Here is a 19360-nt window from a genome sequence, read left to right as displayed (position 1 = left end):
GAGGTGCCCGACAGTGGCCGATGACGAGAAGCTGCGCCACTACCTCAAGCGCGCCCTGGCCGAGAGCCGGGAGGCGCAGAAGCGCCTGCGTGAACTGGAGTCGGCGCAGCGCGAACCGATCGCCGTCGTCGCCATGGGCTGCCGCCTCCCCGGTGGCGTGGCCTCGCCCGAGGATCTGTGGGAGCTGGTGGCGACGGGCGGCGACGCCATCGGGCCCTGGCCGGAGGACCGCGGCTGGGACCTCGAAGCGCTCTACGACCCCGACCCCGACCGGCCGGGCACCAGCTATGCCCGGCACGGCGGATTCCTGTACGACGCGGCCGACTTCGACGCGGAGTTCTTCGGGATCTCGCCGCGTGAGGCGCTGGCGACGGATCCGCAGCAGCGGCTGCTCCTGGAGACCTCCTGGGAGGTCTTCGAGCGGGCGGGCATCGACCCCGGCACGCTGCGCGGCAGCGCCACCGGCGTCTTCGTCGGGCTGGCCGGGCAGGACTACCACACCCGCCTCGACGAGGTGCCCGCCGACCTGGAGGGCTACCTGGGCATCGGCAACCTCGCGAGCGTGGCCTCGGGCCGGATCTCCTACACGTACGGGTTCGAGGGTCCGGCGGTGACGGTGGACACGGCGTGCTCGTCGTCGCTGGTCGCGCTGCATCTGGCGGTACGGGCGCTGCGGTCCGGGGAGTGCGACCTCGCGCTCGCGGGTGGCGCCACGGTGATGTCGACCCCGGCGGGCTTCGTGGCGTTCTCGCGCCAGCGCGGTCTGTCGCCCGACGGCCGCTGCCGCGCCTTCGCCGCCTCGGCCGACGGCACCGGCTGGGCGGAGGGCGTGGGGCTGCTGCTGGTGGAGCGGTTGTCGGACGCGCGGCGGCTCGGGCATCCGGTGCTGGCGGTGGTGCGGGGCACGGCCGTGAATCAGGACGGCGCCTCGAACGGGCTGACCGCACCGAACGGCCCGGCTCAACAGCGCGTCATCCGGCGGGCGTTGACAACTGCGGGACTCTCCCCGCACGACATCGACCTGGTGGAGGGCCACGGCACCGGCACCACACTCGGCGACCCGATCGAGGCCCAGGCGCTCCAGGAGGTGTACGGTGCCGGACGCCCCGAAGACCGGCCCCTGTGGCTCGGCTCCCTCAAGTCCAACATCGGACATACGGCGGCTGCCGCCGGAGTGGCCGGTGTGATCAAGGCCGTGCAGTCGCTGCGGCACGGCGTCCTGCCCAAGACCCTCCACGTCGACGCCCCCACCCCGCACGTCGAGTGGACGGGCGGTGGAGTACGGCTGCTCGACGAGGCCCGCCCGTGGCCGCACGCGGGCCGACCGCGCCGGGCCGGGATCTCCGCGTTCGGCGTGAGCGGCACCAACGCTCACGTGATCGTCGAGGAGGCACCCGAGGCGGAGCCCGCGTCCGACGAGCGACCCTCGACCGCTCCCCGCACCGCAGCCCTGCCCTGGCTGCTCTCCGCCAGATCGGCGGGCGCCCTGCGCCAACAGGCGGCGCTGATCGCGGAGTTCGTGGAGGCCCGGCCCGAACTCGACCCGGTCGATGTGTCCTGGTCCCTGCTCACCACGCGCGCGAGCCACGACCATCGCGCGGTCGTCGTGGCCGACACAGGGGAGGAGGTTCTCGCCGGCCTGCGCGCCGTGGCCGAGGGACGCACCCCGGGCGCCGCCCTCCGCAACTCCGGCCGGACCGCGTTCCTCTTCACCGGCCAGGGCAGCCAACGGGCAGGCATGGGAAGGGAACTTCACGCACAGTTCCCCGCCTACGCCCGCGCCTTCGACGAGGTGGCCGACGCCCTGGACCCGTACTGCGCCGGGCACTTGACCCACTCCGTGCGCGACGCGGTGCTGTCCCTGGAGCACGGCTACCTGCTCGACCGTACGGAATACGCGCAGCCCGCGATCTTCGCCGTGGAGGTGGCCCTCTTCCGCCTGTTGGAGTCCTGGGGAGTGCGGCCCGACCTCGTCGCGGGTCACTCGATCGGGAGCCTGGCCGCCGCCCACGCGGCCGGAGTGCTCACGCTGTCCGACGCGGCTTCGCTGGTGGCGGCGCGTGGCCGGTTGATGCAGGCGCTGCCGGCGGGCGGTGCGATGGCCGCCGTAGAGGCGACCGAGGAGGAGGTGACGGCGGCTCTGTCGGCCGTGCCCGATCTGGAGGAGACGGTCGCGATCGCCGCCGTCAACGGCCCTCGCTCCGTGGTCGTCTCGGGCGACGAGGAGCCGGTACTCGCCCTCGCGGCCGACTTCCGTGCCCTGGGCCGCCGGACCTCCCGGCTGCGGGTGAGTCACGCCTTCCACTCGCACCGCATGGAGGGAATGCTCGACGAGTTCCGCCGGGCGGCCAAGGCCGTGCACTACCGCGAACCGGTCGTGCCGGTGGTCTCCGACCTGACCGGCGCCCTCGCCGGGCCCGGGGAACTCGGCACCGCCGACCACTGGACCGAGCACGCCCGCCGCCCGGTCCGATTCCTCGACGCGGTAAGGGAGTTGCGCGCCCAGGGCGCGACCCGGTTCGTGGAGGTGGGCCCCGACGGCATCCTCACGGCCATGGCCGGCGACGTCCTTGCCGACGAGGGGCACACGGCCGTTCTCGCTCCCGTGCTCCGCGCCGGCCGCTCCGAGGCGGTCACCCTGCTGACGGCGCTGGGGCAACTGCACACCGACGGCGTCGCCGTGGACTGGCGGCCCGTCTTCGAGGGACTCGCCCCGCGCCCGGTCGCCCTCCCCACCTACGCCTTCCAACGGCGCCGCCACTGGCTCGACGCCACCGTGACCCGCAGCACCGGCGAGGCGGCCGTCCTCCCGGGCCCCGTGCCGCTCGACCCCGGGCTCAGCTGGGCCGAACGGCACGGGCGGCTGTCCGGGCCCGCACTCGACGCCGCGCTCCTCGACCTCGTCCGCACGCAGGCGTCGGCCGTCCTCGGGTATCCGACGGCCGAATCGGTGCCGCCAGGACGGGCGTTCGTCGAAGCCGGCCTCGACTCGCTCTCGGCGGTCGAACTGCGCACCCGCCTCGCCGCCACGACCGGCCTCCCGCTCGGCGGAGCCCTCACGATCCGCCACCCCACACCGGAGTCCCTCGCGGCCCACCTCGGCGAGCTGCTGCGCGAGGCCGAACGACCCGAAGCAGCCGGGCCGGAGGGTCCGCTCACCACGCTCTATCTACGGCTGTGCGCCGCCCGGCAGATCACGGCCGCCACCGAGGTGATCGTGGCCGCCGCACGGCTGCGGGACACCTTCGGCTCGGCCGACAGCGCGCGCAACGCCGTAGGGCCGGTCGTACTCGCCAGGGGTGAGGCACCGACCGCGCTGATCTGCTTCCCCGCCCTCACCGCGCTGTCCGGCCCGCACGAGTACGCCCGCTTCGGGCAGGCCCTCCAGGGCCGCCGGGACGTCATCGCCGTACCGGCGCCCGGATACGCCACCGACAGCGCGCTGCCGGACACGGCGGACACCTTTGTCGCGATGCAGGCGGACGCGGTCCAACTGCTCGTAGGGGAGCGGCCGTTCGCCGTGCTGGGCCGGTCCCTCGGGGGCTGTGTCGCGCACGCGGTGACCGCCGAGCTCGAACGACGGGGTACGGCACCGGTCGGCCTCGCCATGGTCGACACATATCCGATGGACACCGCCGCGCTGCCGGGGATGGAGTGGTGGATGCCCGCCATGATCAACGGCATGGTCGACCGCTTCGACGCCTTCGACCTGGGGCTGAGCGACAACGGCCTGACCACCATGGGGAGTTACCTGCGGACCTTCGGCCCGTGGCAGCCCCGGCCGGTCACCGCCCCGACGCTGCTCCTGCGGGCCGAGGACCCGCTGCCCGGCACTCCGGCCGACCCCGGGCGGGACACCCGCGCGTTCTGGCGGCTGCCGCACGACACGACGGACGTTCCCGGCGACCACTTCTCGGTCCTCGAAGAGCACTCGGCGACGACCGCGAACGCGGTGGACGAGTGGCTGAACACGCTGAGCAGGCCCACCTCTTGAGACCGTCCGTGATCACCACCCGCACCACGAGAGAGAAGATGACGATGACCGAACAACAGCCGCTGCACCTCGCCGTCGCCCTGGACACCGTCGGCTGGCATCCCGCCGCGGGCGCGGGTCCCGACGCCCCCGACGGCGACCTCTTCGGCCTGGCGCACTGGACGGAACTCGTCCAGGAGGCCGAGCGCGGGCTGCTGGACTTCGTGACGCTGGAGGACCCGCCGAAGCGCCCGACCGGTCCTGTCCGGCACCGCCTGGACGCCCTGATCGTCGCCGCGGCGGTGGCCTCGCGCACCGAGCACATCGGTCTGGTGCCGACCGGTGTGGTCGACCAGGTCCAGCCGACGCGCATCGCACGGGCCATCGCCACCCTCGACCACGTCAGCGGCGGCCGGGCGGGCTGGCGTACCCAGACCACGCCCGCGCGCCCCATCGAGCTGGCCGAACTCTTCACCCCCGAGGTGCAGCGGCCGATGGCCGAACTCTTCGAGCGGGCCGCCGACTTGGTGCGGGTCGTCCGCGGCCTGTGGGACGGCGTCGACGACGAGAAGGCGCTGCGCGACCTCGCGCCCGGCCGCTTCGCGCCCGCCGACCCCGACCCCGGCGGCAGCTTCACCGAGATCGAGCCCCTCGGCGGAGCGGCGGGCGACTGGCTCACCATCGACTCGCCGGCTCTGGCCCCCCGCGCCCCGCAGGGGCACCCGCTGATCTTCACCCTCGCCCACATCACCCTGCCGTACCGATACGGAGCCCGGTCCGCCGACGTCGTCTCGGTGACACCGCACAGCACGGACGAGGCACGCGCGACCGTGGAGGAGATCAGAGCCGAGCAGGCCGCGGCCGGGCGCGCGGACCAGAAGGTGCACGTCTTCGCCGACGTGGTCGTCTTCCTCGACTCCACCCCGGGCCGGGCCGCCGAACGCAAGGCGCGCCTGGACGAGGCGCACGGCAGCGAGTTCACCTCCGACGCCCACATCGCCGTCGGAACCCCCGCCGAGGTCGCCGACCTGCTGCTGGAATGGCAGGGCGCGGGCCTGTCCGGGTACCGGCTGCGGCCCGGTGCGCTGCCCCACGATCTGACCGCCATCACCCGCGAGTTGGTGCCCGAACTCCAGGCCCGGGGCGCGTTCCGCACCGCCTACGAGGCCACAACTCTGCGGGAGCGGCTCGGACTTCCGCTGCCGGCCGCCCCCGACGTCCTCTGAGCCGGGCCCCTCGTCAGACCGCCCGCGCGGCCTCCTGCCGGAGCCTGTGCTCCGGCAGGCCGCCCCCTTCCCGGCCGTCCGGGTCCAGCAGCGAGAGCGGCAGGTCCGCGCGGCCCTTCACCCGCAACTTGCGGTAGGTGTGCGTCAGATGCTGCTCCACCGTGCTGACCGTGATGAACAGCTTCTCGGCTATCTCGCGGTTGGAGAGCCCGGCCGCGGCGAGCGCCGCCACCTGTGCCTCCGAGCTGCTCAGCACACCGACTCCGACGCGGTCACCGGCGCCGTGCTCCGGTCCCGCGGTCCGGGAGTCCCGGGCGGCGAGCCGTCGTACGAGCGGGACCAGGCCGTTCTCCTCGGCGATGTCGTGGGCCTGCCTGGCGACCATCCGGGCCCGGTCGCCCTGGCCCGCCCGGGTGTGGGCCTCGCTCAAATCGGCCAGGGCGTGGGCGAGTTCGAGCCGGTCACCGGAGGTCTCCAGCAGGTCCACCGCCTCCCGCAGGAGGGGTGCGCGCCGCCGGGGATCGGACACGGAGGCCGCGGTCCGCAGCGCCATGCCCCGGGTGCGGCGCTGCGTGCCCGGCACCATGGCGAGTTGCTCGACGGCCAGTTCACGGGCCTCGTCGGTCCTGCCGAGCCGCAACAGCGTCGCTACGGCGTCACCGCGCCACGGCACGAACGACGGCAGGTCGACGCCCCACTCCCGCAGCAGCCGGCCGCACCGCGTCAGATCGTCGAGCGCGCCGTGCAACAGGTTGACCGACAGCCGCCAACGCCCGCGTGCCTGCAGGTACTGGGCACCGAACCGGGTCTGGAAAAGCTGCTCCGGCAGTGCCGACACCGGAGGCGCCCCGATGTCCGTGATCGTGCCCGTCGCGGCGGCGGACAGCAGCAGACCGGAGAGCGGCGAGCCGATCAGAACGCCCCAACTCCGCAGCGACATCAGGGACATGGCCCGGCGGGCGTACTGCTCGGCGAGCCGTACGTCACCCTGGCGGAACGCGATCTCGGCCCGGACCGCCGCGAACAGCGCCTGCCACGCCGGGACATCACGCCTGGCCGACTCCCGCAGCAGGGCGTCGCACCAGCCCACGGCGAGATCGCACCGGTCCGCGTAGACCAGCACGGCCAGCGCCTGGTGCACGGTGTCGAAGCCGTCGTCGTCCAACACCGTGGTCTGGAGCGCCAGTTCGGCCCCGCGCACACTCTCCGGATCGGGTCCCGAGCGCAGCAGCCGGTTCAGTACGCCCGCCATCTGCCCCGGCGTCCCGTCGACCGCCCGTACCACCGAGCGCCTGCCACGGGTCCGCGCGTCGGCCCTCGGCAACAGCGCCGGATGCGAGGCGTGCAGCCACTCCCGCGCGGCCCGGTACTCGGCGGCGGAGGCCGCGTCCAGCGTGTCCGAGGCCCGCTCCAGGCGGGTCAGCGCGAGACCGATCTCGTCGCTGGTGCCGTTCCAGAGCAGCCGCCCGAGCAGCGACACGCTCTGGCAGCCGGTCAGCCTGCCCTCCCGCAGGGCGGTGATCAGCGGACGCAGCCGCCGGCAGGCGGTGTCGGGGTCGGTCCTGAAGTCGACCAGGCTGCGCAGCATGGTCACCGTGACCCGCTGGTCCTCGTCCGCGCAGGCCTCGGCGGCCACGTCCAGGCAGGCCTCGGCGAAGGCCGTGTCGTCCCGGCGCAGCGCCTCGCGCGCGGCCTCCAGCACGACGGGGAACACCCACGGCTCCTCGCTGTGCCGGCCCGCGACCAGATGGACGGCGACGGCCGGAGCGGGATCCCCGGCCTCGTACAGCAGCCGTGCCGCGTCCCGGTGCAGGGCCGCCCGCTCGGTGGCGGACATGCCGGCCAGGACGGCCGCACGGGCCGCCGGATGCCGGAAGCGCCCGCCGTCGAGGACACCGAAGGCGTCCATCGCCTCCAGCGTCTCGTCGACCCCCGGTCGCGGCCTGCCCAGCAGCCGGGCCAGCCGGGCGTGCGAGTCCGAGGCGTCCAGCACGGCGAGCGCACGGGCGGCATCGCGGAACCGCCGCCCGGCGCGCCGGACACAGGCGTCCACCGCCCGGCCGAACTCCTCGCCCGCGATCGGTCCGGTCGCCCCTACGGCGCCGTGCTCACGATGGTCCTCGGCGAGGGCGCGCAGCAGCAGCGGATTACCGCCGCTGAGCCGGTGCCACGCGTCGGCCGAGGCCCGGTCCGCCGGGTCGGCGCCGATGAGTTCCGTCAGCATCTCCCCGGTGGCGCGCGGGGACAGGGGCCGCACCCGCAGCCTGCTGAAGTGCCGTTCCCGCAACAGCCCTGTGCGCCAGGACAGTTCGGTCGTGCTCACCCCGATCGCCGTGTCGCACTCGGCCGCGACGAGCTGGATCCGCGAGGTGCGCAGCCGTTGTCCCATCTGGATGAGGAACTCCAGGGAGGCCGCGTCGGCGAACTGCAGATCGTCGACGAGCACCACCACGGGGGTCCGCTCCGACAGCCCGTGCAGCAACTGCCACTGGATCTGGCTGACTTGTGCGGGCAACGGGCAGTGGGACAGCAGGTCCGCGTCGCACGGCGCGATCCCGGAACCGTCCCCGGGCAGGCGCAGCGCCCGCTCGCGGTCCGCCGGCGAGAAGTGCCGGTTCCGGAAGATCTGCCCGGCGACCCCCAGCGCGATGTCCCGCTCCGAGCAACGGGCCGTCGCGGTCAGTACCGCCGCACCCGCGCTGCCCGCGAACTCGCCGAAGAAATGCAGGAGTTCCGTCTTCCCACTGGCGACTGGGCCGCTCACGGCGGTCACGCTCCCACGTCCGGCGAGACAGTCGGCCAGCAGCTCTCGCAGTCGCGTCATCTGGTTCTCACGTTCGACTAGAAGCACGGCAGACTCCACATCCCACACGTCGCAGTGGCGTAGTAGGTAGCTCGGACGTCAACGCCGTCGGTGACGTCCATCCGGGCAGCGAAGAACGACGGGGATCCGTTCCGCTACGGTGCGGACGCGGCGCCCGGAAGCAGCCGCGCACGGATCAACTCGCCGATACGTTCGTGGTGTTCGGTGAGGAAGAAGTGGCCGCCGCGGAAGCTCAGCACCTCGGTGGGACCGTCGGTGTGGCGCTCCCAGGCCCGTGCCTCGGCCGCCGTCACCTTCGGATCCTCGGTACCCACCAGCACGGTGACCGGGGCCTTGAGCGCTGCCTCGGCCGGGGTGGGCGGCCGGTGCCGGTAGCGCTCGACGGCCCGGTAGTCGCCGCGCAGGGTCGGCAGGATCAACTCGATCAGCCCGGGCTCGCTCAGCAGCTCGGGCGGAGTCCCGCCCTGCCGGACGATCTCCGCCACGAGAGCCTGGTCGTCGGCGAGATGCAGCCGCTCCTCACGAGTGGTGGACGGCGCCCGTCTGCCGGACACGAACAGCGCGGCCGGTCCCGAGCCCGTCGAGGCCACCAGCCGGCGGGCCGTCTCGTGCGCCACCAGCGCGCCCATGCTGTGCCCGAAGAACGCGGGCGGCTCACCCCACCAGGGCGCCAGCACGTCGGCGATCGAACCGGCCAGCGTCTCGATGTCCTCGATCTGCGGCTCCGTTCGGCGCTCCTGGCGCCCCGGGTACTGCACGGCCAGCACCTCCACCTGGGGGTGGAGCAGCCGGGAGAGCGCGAAGTAGAAGCCGGCCGACCCCCCGGCGTGCGGGAAACACACCAGACGGGCGGTCGCCTCCGGGGCGGGATGGAACCGTCGTATCCACAGGTCGGTGTCCACGTCCGTCGTCATGCGGGTGATCCCTGTCCTTCCTGGCTCCGGTCGGGCCGGGGCAGTGCGGCGAGCAGTTCGCGGGTGTACGGGTGGGCCGGGCGGTCGAAGAGCTGTCCCACGTTACCGGTCTCGACCAGCCGTCCGTCCTTCATCACGATCACCCGGTCGCTGACATGGTGGATGACACCCAGGTCGTGCGAGATGAACAGCAGTGCCACGCCCAACTCCCGCTGGAGTTCGGCCAGTAGATCCAGCACCTGCGCCTGGATCGACACATCGAGCGCGGACACCGGCTCGTCGCACACGATCAGCCGGGGCCTGGTCGCCAACGCCCGGGCTATCGCCACCCGTTGGCGCTGCCCGCCGGACAGTTCCAGCGGGCGCCGGTCCCCGAGCCGGGCGGACAGCCCGACCTGGCCGAGCAGTTCATTCACCCGCGCGGTGCGGTCCCGGCCGCGCTTGACCCCGGCCCGGGCCACCGCCTCGGCCACGACGCGTTCCACACTGTGCCGGGGATCGAAGGAGCCCAGGGGATCCTGGTGGACGACCTGGATCCGCAGCCGCCGGTCCCGGCGCCGCCGCTCCGGCAGACCGCTCCACGGCTCGCCCTCGAAACGCACGGTCCCCTCGTCCGGCTCCACCAGCCCCAGCACGATGCGGGCCGTGGTCGTCTTGCCCGACCCCGACTCGCCGACCAGCCCGAGCGTCTCCCCGACCCCGATCCGGAACGACACCTCGCGCACGGCGGAATAGGAGCCGCCGCCCGGCGCCCGGAACCCCTTGGAGACATTCACGACGTCCAACAGGGACTGTTCCTCGGCGAGTTCGGTCTTCCGCACCGGGGTCGTCACGGGCCGCACCGCGTCCAGTGCCCGCAGCGGAGTCGGGGTGCCGGGGTACCAGCAGAGCGTCAGATGCCCGTCCCCGTCGGACGCGGCCACCGGCAGTTCGGTGCGGCAGCGCGTGTCGGCGGCGGCGCACCGCGCCGCGTACGGGCAGCCGGCGGGCCCCGCGGCCTCGCCCTGCTCCGGTACGGCCACGGACAGCGCCTGCCCCTTGGAACCGATCGTCGGCACCGCCGCCAGCAGCGCCCGGGTGTACGGGTGCCGGGGATCCTTCAACACGTCCCGGGCGGGCCCCTGTTCGACGATCAGGCCGCCGTACATCACGGCGACCCGGTCGGCGAGCCTGGCCACCACCGCCAGATCATGGCTGATCAGCAGCAGTGCCGTACCCGCCCGCACCAGACCGCCCAGCAGATCCAGGACCTGCGCCTGCACGGTCACGTCCAGGGCCGTCGTCGGCTCGTCCGCCACCAGCAGTTCGGGCGAGCCGGACAGCGCGGACGCGATCAGGGCGCGCTGGCGGAGCCCGCCGGACAGTTGGTGCGGATACTCCGCGGCCCTGCGGGCGGGATCGGGGATCCCGGCGTCCGACAACAGCGCGAGCGTCCGCTCGTCCGCCTCGGCACCCCGGGCCAGGGAGTGCGTGAGCAGCGTCTCCCGGACCTCGGCGCCCACCGTGCGCAGCGGGTCCAGCGAGACCAGGGCGTCCTGGAGAACCAGGCCGATACGGCGTCCCCGTACGGCACGCCAGCCGCGCTCGGACAGCGCGCCCAGGTCGGTGCCGTCGAAGTCCAACCGCCGTGCCCTGACCGTGGAGTGAGTTCCCGTCAGCCCCAGCAGGGTGCGGGCGGTGACGCTCTTGCCCGACCCGGACTCGCCGACCACGGCCAAGCACTCGCCCCGGCCGATCGTGAACGACACATCACGCACGGCGCGTACCTCGCCGCGCCGCCGGAAGGTCACGTCCAGTCCCTCGACGGTCAGCAGCGGCGGTTCGGTGACGGTCATCGCGTGGTCCTCCGGGTGAAGCGCTGCTGGGCGAAACGGCCGACCACGTTGACGGCGATGACGGTCGTGGTGACGGCGGCACCCGGGAACACCCCGATCCACCACGCCGTCTGGAGGAAGTCGCGGCCCGAGGAGAGCAGCGCGCCCCACTCGGGCGAGGGCGCGGCCGGGCCGAGCCCCAGGAAGCTCAGCCCGGACGCCGAGATCAGCGCCGTACCGAAGCCGACGGTCGCCAGGGTCAGCAGGGGCGCCAGCGCGTTCGGCAGCACATGCCGCAGCACGATCAGACGGCGCGGCAGACCGAGGGCGACCGCCGACTCGATGTACGCGGAACGCCGTACGACCAGGGCCTCCGCGCGCACCAGCCGGGCGTAGCCGGGGACGAAGGCGATGCCGATGGCGGTCATCACGTTGACGGTGCCGGTGCCCAGCACGGAGACCACCAGCAGGGCCAGCAGCAGCGCGGGCAGGGCCAGCAGGATGTCCGCCAGCCGCATCAGGAGCTGGTCGGCGGCGCGTCCGCCCAGCGCCGAGGCCAGGCCGAGGGCCGCGCCCACGACGACCGAGATGACCGTCGAGCCGAAGCCGAGGAGCAGGGACGGGCGGGCACCGTAGAGGATCCGGGTGAGCAGGTCGCGGCCCAGCTGGTCGGTGCCGAGCCAGTGCGCCGAGCTCGGGGCGCGCAGCGCGGCCACCGGGTCGGTCGCGGTGGGCGAGCCGCCGGTGAACAGGCCGGGCGCCACCGCGACGAGCACGATGACCAGCAGCAGCGCGCCCGCCAGCACGACGGTCGGCGGCGGTCCGGCCCACCGTCGCCGTACCCCCGCCGGGGCGGGCAGGGCGGCGCCGAGATCGGGGAGGAGTGAACTGGCCATGGATCAGGCGCTCCTGAGCCGCGGATCGAGGACGGGATAGAGCAGCTCCACGACCGTGGAGATCACGACGAAGACGAACGCGGACAGCAGCACCACACCGATCACCACCGGCATGTCCTTCGCGCTCACCGCCTGGAGGACGAGCGAGCCGATGCCCGGCCGGCCGAAGACCGTCTCCACCAGCACCGCCCCGCCGATCAGCGAACCGGTGAGCCACCCGGCCAGCGTCAGCAGCGGCACCGCGCAGTGGCGCAGCGCGTGCCGCAGCCGTACCGCCGTCTGACCGACCCCGCGCGAGCGGGCGGTGACCACGAACGGCTGCTCCAGCGCGGCCTCCAGACCCTCGCGCAGCACCTGCGCCAGCACCCCCGTGAGCGGGAGCGCCAGGGTGACGGCGGGCAGCACCAGCGAGGCGAAGCCGTCGGCGCCCGCCACCGGGAAGGCGTGGAAGCGGAAGGAGAAGACCGTCAGCAGCACGATCCCCACCCAGTACGACGGGGTGGACGCGGCGACCAGCTCCCACACCGAGGCGACCGCGCGCAGCGCGGGCCGGCGCCCGGCCGTCGCCACCGCGGAGAGCACCGCGAGGACGACGGCCAGAACCAGTGCGGCCAGGGCGAGTTGGACCGTCGGCAGCAGCTGGTCACCGATCAACGACCCGACCGGACGCTGGAGTTGGTACGACTCTCCCAGGTCGCCCCGCAGCAACCGGCCCAGGTAGTGCAGGTACTGGACGGCGACGGGCCGGTCGAAGCCGTACTCCCGGCTGATCTCGGCCCGCACGGCCGGCGACCCGGCGTTGGACGGGCCGAGAAGCACCGACACCGGGTCCCCGGGGATGAGTTGGAGCGCGAGGAAGGCCAGGGTCGCCGCCCCCGCCAGCACCGCCACCGCCGAACCCAGCCGCCGCAGGGCCGCGCGGGTCAGGGCCGTCGCCGAGGCCGCCGTCACTTCGAGTCCAGCCAAACGTCGTAGTACGTCAGCCAGTTGCTGGCGTTGAACGTCAGCCCCTTCACCTTGGCCGACTCGCCGACGAGGGAGACCTGGGTGTAGAGCGGGACCACGAGGGCGAGGTCGACGGCCCGCTGCTGCACCTTCGTGTAGACGTCCGCGTGGACCTTCTCGTCCAACGTGGCGCGGCCCTCGTCGGTCCACTTGTCGAGGTCGGCGTCCTTGACGAACGTGGCGTTGATACCGCCCTTGGCGGGCGCGCTCCCGGAGTTGAGGAACAGCCACAGCACGTCCGGGCTGAAGCGGGGCCAGCTGAGGTCGACGAAGTTCGCCTTGCCGCCGTAGACCTCGGTGTTGTAGGTGCCGAGGTCCAGGCTGGGGTGCTTCACCTCGACGCCGATCTTCTTCAGGTCGGCCTGGATGGCCTGGGCGAGGACGTCGCGTCCCTCACGGGTGGCCTGGATCGACAGCAGCGGCCAGTTCACGGTGAGCCGCTTGCCGTTCTTCGTCCGGTAGCCCTGGGCGTCGCGGCCGGTCCAGCCCGCCTCGTCCAGCAGTTTCGCGGACAGCTTCGGGTCGTAGGGCCAACTGCCTTCCAGGGACTTGTCGTAGTCGGGTGTGGTGGGGCTGATCGGGCTCCAGGCGCGGGGGTACTGCCCGAAGGTGACCGTCTTCACGTCCTGCCCGATGTCGATGCCACGCTGGATCGCCTGGCGGACGCGCTGGTCGTCGAGCGGGGCGATCGAGCCGTTCAGCCAGAGGTTGTAGTTGCCGCCCGGCGCCTGCCGGGAGATGAGCGAGAGACCGGGGGTCGCCTTGACCGTCGTGACGTTCTGCGGCGGGATGGCCTTCGCGACCTGCACCTGACCGCTCGTCAGCGCGCCCGCGCGCACCGACGCCGTCGGCAGGAAGCGGATGACGAGCTTGTCCAGATAGGCGGGGCCGGTGTGCTTGGCCGTCGCGGGACCCCAGTCGTACTTGGGGTTGCGGGTCAGTACCGCCGACTGGCCCTTGGTGTAGCTGCTGAACACGAAGGGTCCGCTGCCCACGTCGGCCGGACCGCCCGCGGCGAGCTTCCCGGCGTTCGCCGCAAGGGCTTTGGGGGAGTAGAGGCCCAGGTATGTGGTGCCGGCGGCCTGGAGGAAGGGGGCGAACGGCTTGGAGAAGGTGACCTTCGCCGTGTGGGCGTCGACGACCTGGGTGCCGGTGTACGGGCCGAGAAGACTGGCCGCGTACAGCGACTTGGTGGACTTGGCCACGATGTGGTCGAAGTTGGCCTTCACGGCGGAGGCGTCCAGCTTGGTGCCGTCGCTGAAGGTCACGTCGTCACGCAGATGGAAGGTGTAGCTCTTGTAGTCGGCGGCCACCTCCCACTTGGTGGCCAGCCAGGGGTGGAACTTGCCCTGAGCGTCCTGCGAGACCAGTGAGTCGAAGACCTGGCGCTGGATCTCGGCGGTGACGTCCTGGGTGCTCGCGTGGATGTCCCAGGAGACGGGTTCGGTGTCGACGGCGGCGGTCAGGGTGCCGCCCTGGACCGGTGTGTTGGACCCCGTCCCGCTGGTGCCGTCCTCGCCCGACGAGCAGGCGGTGAGCAGGAGGAGGGAGCTCAGCGTCGCCGCGAGGAGACGGCCGGTTCTGGTCGCGGACACGGTGGGACGCATGGGCCAACTCCTGGCGTGAAGAGGGGCGTTGAGGGATGCGGTCGGCTCAGACATCCGGTGCCTCCGCCGCGAGGGCCGCCGCGCCGACGAGCGGCAGGATGGCGTCCTCGCCCGGTGCGTGCACTCCGGCGGACTGGATGTCACGGAAGTGCCGTTCCAGCGGGCTGCCTTGGGCCAGACCGGGGTTGCCGAGCAGCTGCAGCCCGGTGTGGACGGCGGTGTTGACATGGCGGACGACCACGACCTTGGCGGCCAGCGCGTCGACACCGCTGACCGGGTCGCCGCGGTCCACCCGGTCCGCCACCGAGAAGATCAGCTGCTGGGCGGTGGTGAGCAGGGTCTCGATCTCGCCCGCCGCCCGCTTGTACCGGCCCGTGGTGGCCAACGGGCGGCCCAGCGCGGGCGGTACACGGTCATGGGCGAAGGTGTGCACGTGGGACTGCGCGGCGCGGGCCACGCCCAGGTAGATGGCGGACGAGAGCAGGAGCAGGATGCTGCCGGGCAGTGTGCCGGGGGCCGGTGGGGCGCCGGGCAGGGCCAGTTCGTGCGTGTACTCGGCGGGGATCTCGACATCGGTGAACGCCACCTCGTGGCTGCCCGTCGCGCGCATCCCCAACTGGTGCCAGGTGGGGACCACTTCGATGCCCGGGGTGCCGGCGGGGACGATGAAGTTGCCCACCCTGGGCGAGGGTTCGTCCGTCGCGGCCCACACCAGGAAGTAGCTGAGACCCTCCGCACCGGTGACGTACCGCTTCCGCCCCCGGATCGACCAGCCGTTCGCGGTCCGCCGCGCGGTGGTCGCGGGCAGCCCGCCCCGCGAGGAGGAACCCATCTCCGGTTCCGCCCGCGCGTGGTTGAGGAGAGTCGGCCGTACGGCGGACTCGGCCAGCACCCGCGCGTACAGCTCCGCCGGCCACGGGCTCCGCGTCTGGAGCAGGTGCGGGACGATGGTCATGCCGGCGATCAGCGCGGTCGACGGGTCGCCGCGGCCGAGCGCCAGCAGGATCCTCGTGACCTCCGTGAAGGTTGCGCCGGAACCGCCGTACCGGGGATCGACGCCGGCGGTCAACAACCCTGTCTCGTGCAGGAGTTGGATCGGCGCGTGCGGAAAGGCCCCGGTGCGGTCGTGCTCGGCGGCGGTCGCCGCGAGCGACGCGGTCACCTCGTCCAGGCGGTCGAGAGCTGCGGGTAACAGTCGGCTTTCGGTGGCGGAGCTCATGAGCGCCCCACCGGGGCGGGAGACGGGGATGCGGTGACCATGTCTGTTCCTTGTGGCTCGGTAGCTGTCCGGACACGTGGGGTGAGCGGCGCGGGGCAGCGGAAAGTGCTGCCGCGCGCTGTGGGTGTGACAACAGGCGTGCTGCGAGGGAGAGTTGGAACGCCGGTCGGGGCGGGACCGAGGCCGTGTCAGGAGCTGGGGACCGTCACCGGCTCAACGACAGCTGGTCGACTTGACCTTGCCGAAATCGACGACTCGGCACTGCGTCAGGCAGGGCATCAGGCGAGCGCTTCGCCCCTGCAGGCATACGCAGACACCGGCCGGGCACCGGCCGAACTCCGTAGCAGTCACAGACCTGAACATGCCTTTGAGCATGAACGACGATGGTGCCCTGCGTCCAATGCCGAATTCTGATCAAAACCGATCGGTCGTGATTATCGATGCCGCTCCGGCCTGCGCCGATTCGGCGGGCCCGTCCTGGAGACCTGCGTGCTCGTGGCCCTGCTCCAGGCCGGACGGTGTTCCGACTCGGGTACTTGGATCATGTTCCCTGTTTGGATCACGCGGACAGCTCGCGGGGCGCCGCCCCTGGTCGCACGTCCCTCTCACGGTCCCGTAAGCCGGAGCCACTACACTCTCCTCCCCTGACCGCTCACGCGCGCGGTCGGCTCCCGCTGCCGCGGGCACTGATTCATCGGGGGAGAGCCATGCGGGATCCAGGGCATTCAGGGCCGGACGTCGGCTCGGCTTTCGAACGGCTCCTGTGCCGGGCGCTGGATTCCGGGCGGGTCAGGGAGGCGCTGGGCCGGTCCTGCGGGAAGCTCGACCGCGAGTGCCTGCGCAAGCGCGCGCTCCGCGAGCGGGCCGCGATCGCCGAGGCGGCCGCGGCCGAGTACCGCGAGTACGTGGAGGCCGGCGGCCGACAGGACGCTCGTGGCGACACCGGTTCCCCGGCAGTGCCCGGGAAGCGGGGCGGCGGCTGGCTGATGGCCGCCCTCGCCTTCGTGGCCGTCGTCGCGGTCGCGCTGCTGGCGCTCGGCTTCGCCTTCCGCGCCTTCGTCGGGCGGCCCTACGTCGGCGACGGCGTGATGACGGCCGGGCTGATCGTCGGCGCCGTGGCCGCCGGGGCCATCGTCGGGGACCTTGTCTGGTCGTGGAAGGCACCGGCCCGGACGACCGCCGGCGAGGAAACGGCCGAGGATGGCTGGATACAGGAGGAGTGGGAACTCGCCCTGCTGGAATGGGGATTGGTGCCGTTCCTGCTCGACTGCATCGAAGAGCCCGGGCTGCTCGAACAGGACAACCGGTCCGCGCGCTGACTCGTACGGGCCGGCCGGCGCGTCAGGGGCTGGTGGCGCTGGGCGGGTTCGTCGCCGGTGTGTCCGCCGAGCTGTGGTCGGGCGAGAACAACGTCACGCCGACCAGCAGCGCCCCGAGGAAGATCAGCACGGCGGCGACCATGACCACCGTCCGCGATGTGCGCGAGGTCCGCGCTGTCTGCGACCGCCGTCCGGCGGTGGCGCGGACCCCCTCGCGCGGCCGACGCCGCGTCCGGTGGGCGGGAGCGGTGCTGCCGACGGAGGTGGGGAAGGCGTACGTGGTCACGGACCCCGAAGCCGAGTTCGCCCTGGGCTCGCCGACCGCCTCCCGGTAGGCCGCACGCGGCACCGGCACCGGCGCGGGCTGCGGCGCGGCGGCGGGGAGCGGCTCGGCGAGCCCTTTCCACGCACCCGTGGCGAACCAGTTGGCCGCCTGCCCCGCCGTGGGGCGGTCCTCGGGCCGCTTGGCGAGCAGCCCGAGCAGGTAGTTCTCGAAGGCGGGCGGCAGCCCGACGCCCAGCTCCCGTGGCGGCACGGGGGGCGTGTCGAGGTGGTGATGGAGCACGGCGATGGCACTGCCGGCACGGAACGGCGGCTGTCCGACGAGGAGTTGGTAGAGCACGCAGCCGAGCGAGTAGACGTCGGACGGCGGCCCGGCGGGCTGGCCGAGCGCACGCTCGGGGGCGATGTACAGGCTCGTCCCGACGATCTGGCCGGTCGCGGTGAGCGCGCCACCGGGGTCGTTCATGAACTGCGCGATCCCGAAGTCGGCGATCTTCACGGATCCGTCGCCGTCGAGGAGCAGATTGCCGGGCTTGATGTCCCGGTGCACGATGCCCTGTTCGTGCGCGGCGGCCATCCCGGCGGCCGAGTGGGCGGCGATGCGGGCCACCTGCTCGGCGGGCAGGGACCCGGCCTGGGCGAGCACATGGGAGAGGCTGTCGCCCTGGACCAGTTCCATCACCAGGAACAGCCGGCCCTCCTGCTCGCCGAAGTCGAGGACACCGACCACATGGGGATGGCTGAGCCGGCCCGCGGTCTGCGCCTCCAGGCGGAAGCGGGCGGCGGCGGTGGGTTCGGAGTTCTGGGCGTGCAGGAGTTTGACGGCCACGGGTCTGCCGCCCACCTCGTCGTACGCCTGCCAGACCTCGCCCATCGCGCCACGTCCGATGGCGACGTGCAGCCGGTACCGGCCCGCTATCAGCACCTGTTGTTTCATCCTCACGCAGTGAGACCGACTCGACCGCTACGGCCCATGTCCCTTTGCGGGGACGGGTGTTGGTGGGGAGGCCGCAGCTTCCCTACCCTACTGGCGGGCCGAGGGTGTTCGCCCACGATCGGGGATCGCCGGTCGGACCGATCGGGCCGGGCCGGGTGTCAGTGGCGGCTGGCAGCATGCACTCCATGACCACAGCGACCGCGGCCGACTACGGCTGGATACGCGACTTCTCATCACCGTTCCGCTATGCCCTGGAGAGCGGATACACCCTGACTCTGGTGCGGGGAGTCCCTCCTGAGCAGCTGCTCGCCCTGGCGGGTGCCGAGCCGAGGGGGGTGTGCGAAGGGGCCGACGAACTGATCGAGCGACATCAGGAGCTTCTCGAAGAATCCGAGGGCCAGGACGGCCCCTACGTCCTCGCGGGAGCGTGCGCTGTCCCGGGTGAGGAAGGCGATTGGGCTCTCGTTCTGGCCCTCGGTGGGGATTCGTGGCCGCCCGGCTTCATGGAAACCCTCTCGGCCGGGACCCGTGCCGTCTCCCATTCGAGCAATGGCGGGAAGCCCATGGAATTCTTCCACTGGTACGAGAACGGGGAGTTGCGCACTCATTTCGAATGGCCCAGGGTCCGAGGCGGCAGCACCCCGGACGAGCTCAATTCCTTGATATGCGAGGTCGGTCTCGGCCTCACGGACGAAGAGATCTCCCGTGCCGATCGCAAAGCGGCGGTGTTCGCACTGGCCGAGCGCCTCACCGGGGTCCGGGTGACCGCGGAACTGCTGGCGCTGGCCGAATACCGGACGGCCGCGGTGCCCGAGGAGCCGGTCGAGGACTGGAAGGGCATCATCATCGACATCACGGATGCGCACGGCGTGCGGACCTACGTGCACATCGAAAATGATGGCTGATAAGGTCTGGATTTATGAGCGGAAATATATATGTGGGAAATGCGGGCAAGGACGCGCCACTTGACCGAGGATGGCTCCTCGGTCATTTCAAGGAATCCGACGACCCTCGCCACACCGACGCCGTAGAGGTCAAGTGGGGTATCCATCCGCAGGGCGACGAACGCCTGGAATGGGTGAGAGGCGACGAGCGGACCGCTCTTCTGGTGCTTGTCAGCGGGCGGTTCCGGGTGGAATTCCCGGAGCGGAGCGTTCTTCTGGAGCAGCAGGGGGATTACGTCGTGTGGGGTCCCGGAGTCGACCATTCCTGGTTCGCGGAAGAGGAATCCGTGTTGGTGACGGTTCGCTGGCCGTCGGTGTCCGGCTATGCGGTGACACCGGAATAGCGAAGAGGAATGGCCGGCACCCGGGCTCGTCAGGCGGCGGGTTCGGGTGCGGGGTT

General features: G+C 72.3%; 13 protein-coding genes. 5 read left to right on the top strand and 8 right to left on the bottom strand.

Annotated features, from left to right (window positions below):
* The first annotated feature begins 13 nt into the window (after positions 1–13).
* Both JHN45_RS33730 and JHN45_RS33725 read left to right on the top strand, forming a co-directional pair.
* Entirely contained in the window at positions 14–3994 is a 3981-nt protein-coding gene (locus JHN45_RS33730) for a type I polyketide synthase (protein WP_201052870.1), read from the top strand.
* A 44-nt stretch (positions 3995–4038) separates the two neighbouring features.
* Positions 4039–5199, top strand: a complete 1161-nt coding sequence (locus tag JHN45_RS33725) for an LLM class flavin-dependent oxidoreductase (RefSeq protein WP_201052869.1) — start codon at positions 4039–4041, stop codon at positions 5197–5199.
* A gap of 13 nt (positions 5200–5212) precedes the next feature.
* Here JHN45_RS33725 and JHN45_RS54495 read toward each other — a convergent pair whose 3' ends face one another.
* The 7 genes from JHN45_RS54495 to JHN45_RS33690 all read right to left on the bottom strand — a co-directional run bounded on the left by JHN45_RS54495 (position 5213) and on the right by JHN45_RS33690 (position 15478).
* The gene (locus JHN45_RS54495) at positions 5213–8050 is read right to left on the bottom strand and encodes a LuxR family transcriptional regulator (RefSeq protein WP_201052868.1); all 2838 of its coding nucleotides are present in this window, start codon (positions 8048–8050) and stop codon (positions 5213–5215) included.
* A gap of 107 nt (positions 8051–8157) precedes the next feature.
* Positions 8158–8937, bottom strand: a complete 780-nt coding sequence (locus JHN45_RS33715; protein ID WP_201052867.1) for a thioesterase II family protein — start codon at positions 8935–8937, stop codon at positions 8158–8160.
* Positions 8934–10772, bottom strand: coding sequence for an ABC transporter ATP-binding protein (locus JHN45_RS33710; protein ID WP_201052866.1), 1839 nt, complete (start codon positions 10770–10772; stop codon positions 8934–8936). Before JHN45_RS33710 ends, JHN45_RS33715 begins: the two co-directional genes overlap by 4 nt.
* The gene (locus JHN45_RS33705; RefSeq protein WP_201052865.1) at positions 10769–11647 is read right to left on the bottom strand and encodes an ABC transporter permease; all 879 of its coding nucleotides are present in this window, start codon (positions 11645–11647) and stop codon (positions 10769–10771) included. Before JHN45_RS33705 ends, JHN45_RS33710 begins: the two co-directional genes overlap by 4 nt.
* A 3-nt stretch (positions 11648–11650) precedes the next feature.
* Entirely contained in the window at positions 11651–12613 is a 963-nt protein-coding gene (locus JHN45_RS33700) for an ABC transporter permease (RefSeq protein ID WP_201052862.1), read from the bottom strand.
* Positions 12595–14259 carry an ABC transporter substrate-binding protein gene (locus JHN45_RS33695; protein WP_201052861.1) on the bottom strand — a complete coding sequence of 555 codons (1665 nt, stop codon included), beginning with the start codon at positions 14257–14259 and terminating at the stop codon, positions 12595–12597. Before JHN45_RS33695 ends, JHN45_RS33700 begins: the two co-directional genes overlap by 19 nt.
* A gap of 46 nt (positions 14260–14305) precedes the next feature.
* The gene (locus JHN45_RS33690; protein WP_236584404.1) at positions 14306–15478 is read right to left on the bottom strand and encodes an acyl-CoA dehydrogenase family protein; all 1173 of its coding nucleotides are present in this window, start codon (positions 15476–15478) and stop codon (positions 14306–14308) included.
* Between the two features lie 707 nt (positions 15479–16185).
* Between JHN45_RS33690 and JHN45_RS33685 the strand changes: the two genes are divergently transcribed.
* Entirely contained in the window at positions 16186–16797 is a 612-nt protein-coding gene (locus tag JHN45_RS33685; RefSeq protein WP_201052860.1) for a hypothetical protein, read from the top strand.
* A 22-nt stretch (positions 16798–16819) separates the two neighbouring features.
* On the opposite strand, the gene JHN45_RS33680 is transcribed toward JHN45_RS33685, so the two are convergent.
* Positions 16820–18016, bottom strand: a complete 1197-nt coding sequence (locus JHN45_RS33680; protein ID WP_236584403.1) for a serine/threonine-protein kinase — start codon at positions 18014–18016, stop codon at positions 16820–16822.
* Positions 18017–18201: 185 nt separating this feature from the next.
* Between JHN45_RS33680 and JHN45_RS33675 the strand changes: the two genes are divergently transcribed.
* Positions 18202–18921 carry a DUF6461 domain-containing protein gene (locus JHN45_RS33675; protein WP_201052858.1) on the top strand — a complete coding sequence of 240 codons (720 nt, stop codon included), beginning with the start codon at positions 18202–18204 and terminating at the stop codon, positions 18919–18921.
* A gap of 14 nt (positions 18922–18935) precedes the next feature.
* Positions 18936–19304: a signal peptidase I gene (locus JHN45_RS33670; RefSeq protein WP_201052856.1), complete on the top strand. Its 369-nt coding sequence runs from the start codon at positions 18936–18938 to the stop codon at positions 19302–19304.
* Positions 19305–19360: the final 56 nt, after the last annotated feature.

Origin of the sequence: Streptomyces sp. MBT53 (assembly GCF_016654115.1) — a bacterium.
In the GTDB taxonomy this organism is placed as follows: Bacteria; Actinomycetota; Actinomycetes; order Streptomycetales; family Streptomycetaceae; genus Streptomyces.
Note: the sequence above shows the minus strand (reverse complement) of the source record. Positions and strands in the feature narration are given on the sequence as shown.

What these genes read in the sequence shown, in the direction of transcription:
- JHN45_RS33725 (WP_201052869.1), top strand. Translation starts at nt 4,039, where the DNA reads ATGACCGAACAACAGCCGCTGCACCTCGCCGTCGCCCTGGACACCGTC.
- JHN45_RS33715 (WP_201052867.1), bottom strand. Translation starts at nt 8,937, where the DNA reads ATGACGACGGACGTGGACACCGACCTGTGGATACGACGGTTCCATCCC.
- JHN45_RS33710 (WP_201052866.1), bottom strand. Translation starts at nt 10,772, where the DNA reads ATGACCGTCACCGAACCGCCGCTGCTGACCGTCGAGGGACTGGACGTG.
- JHN45_RS33705 (WP_201052865.1), bottom strand. Translation starts at nt 11,647, where the DNA reads ATGGCCAGTTCACTCCTCCCCGATCTCGGCGCCGCCCTGCCCGCCCCG.
- JHN45_RS33695 (WP_201052861.1), bottom strand. Translation starts at nt 14,259, where the DNA reads ATGCGTCCCACCGTGTCCGCGACCAGAACCGGCCGTCTCCTCGCGGCG.
- JHN45_RS33690 (WP_236584404.1), bottom strand. Translation starts at nt 15,478, where the DNA reads ATGAGCTCCGCCACCGAAAGCCGACTGTTACCCGCAGCTCTCGACCGC.
- JHN45_RS33685 (WP_201052860.1), top strand. Translation starts at nt 16,186, where the DNA reads ATGCGGGATCCAGGGCATTCAGGGCCGGACGTCGGCTCGGCTTTCGAA.
- JHN45_RS33680 (WP_236584403.1), bottom strand. Translation starts at nt 18,016, where the DNA reads ATGAAACAACAGGTGCTGATAGCGGGCCGGTACCGGCTGCACGTCGCC.
- JHN45_RS33675 (WP_201052858.1), top strand. Translation starts at nt 18,202, where the DNA reads ATGACCACAGCGACCGCGGCCGACTACGGCTGGATACGCGACTTCTCA.
- JHN45_RS33670 (WP_201052856.1), top strand. Translation starts at nt 18,936, where the DNA reads ATGAGCGGAAATATATATGTGGGAAATGCGGGCAAGGACGCGCCACTT.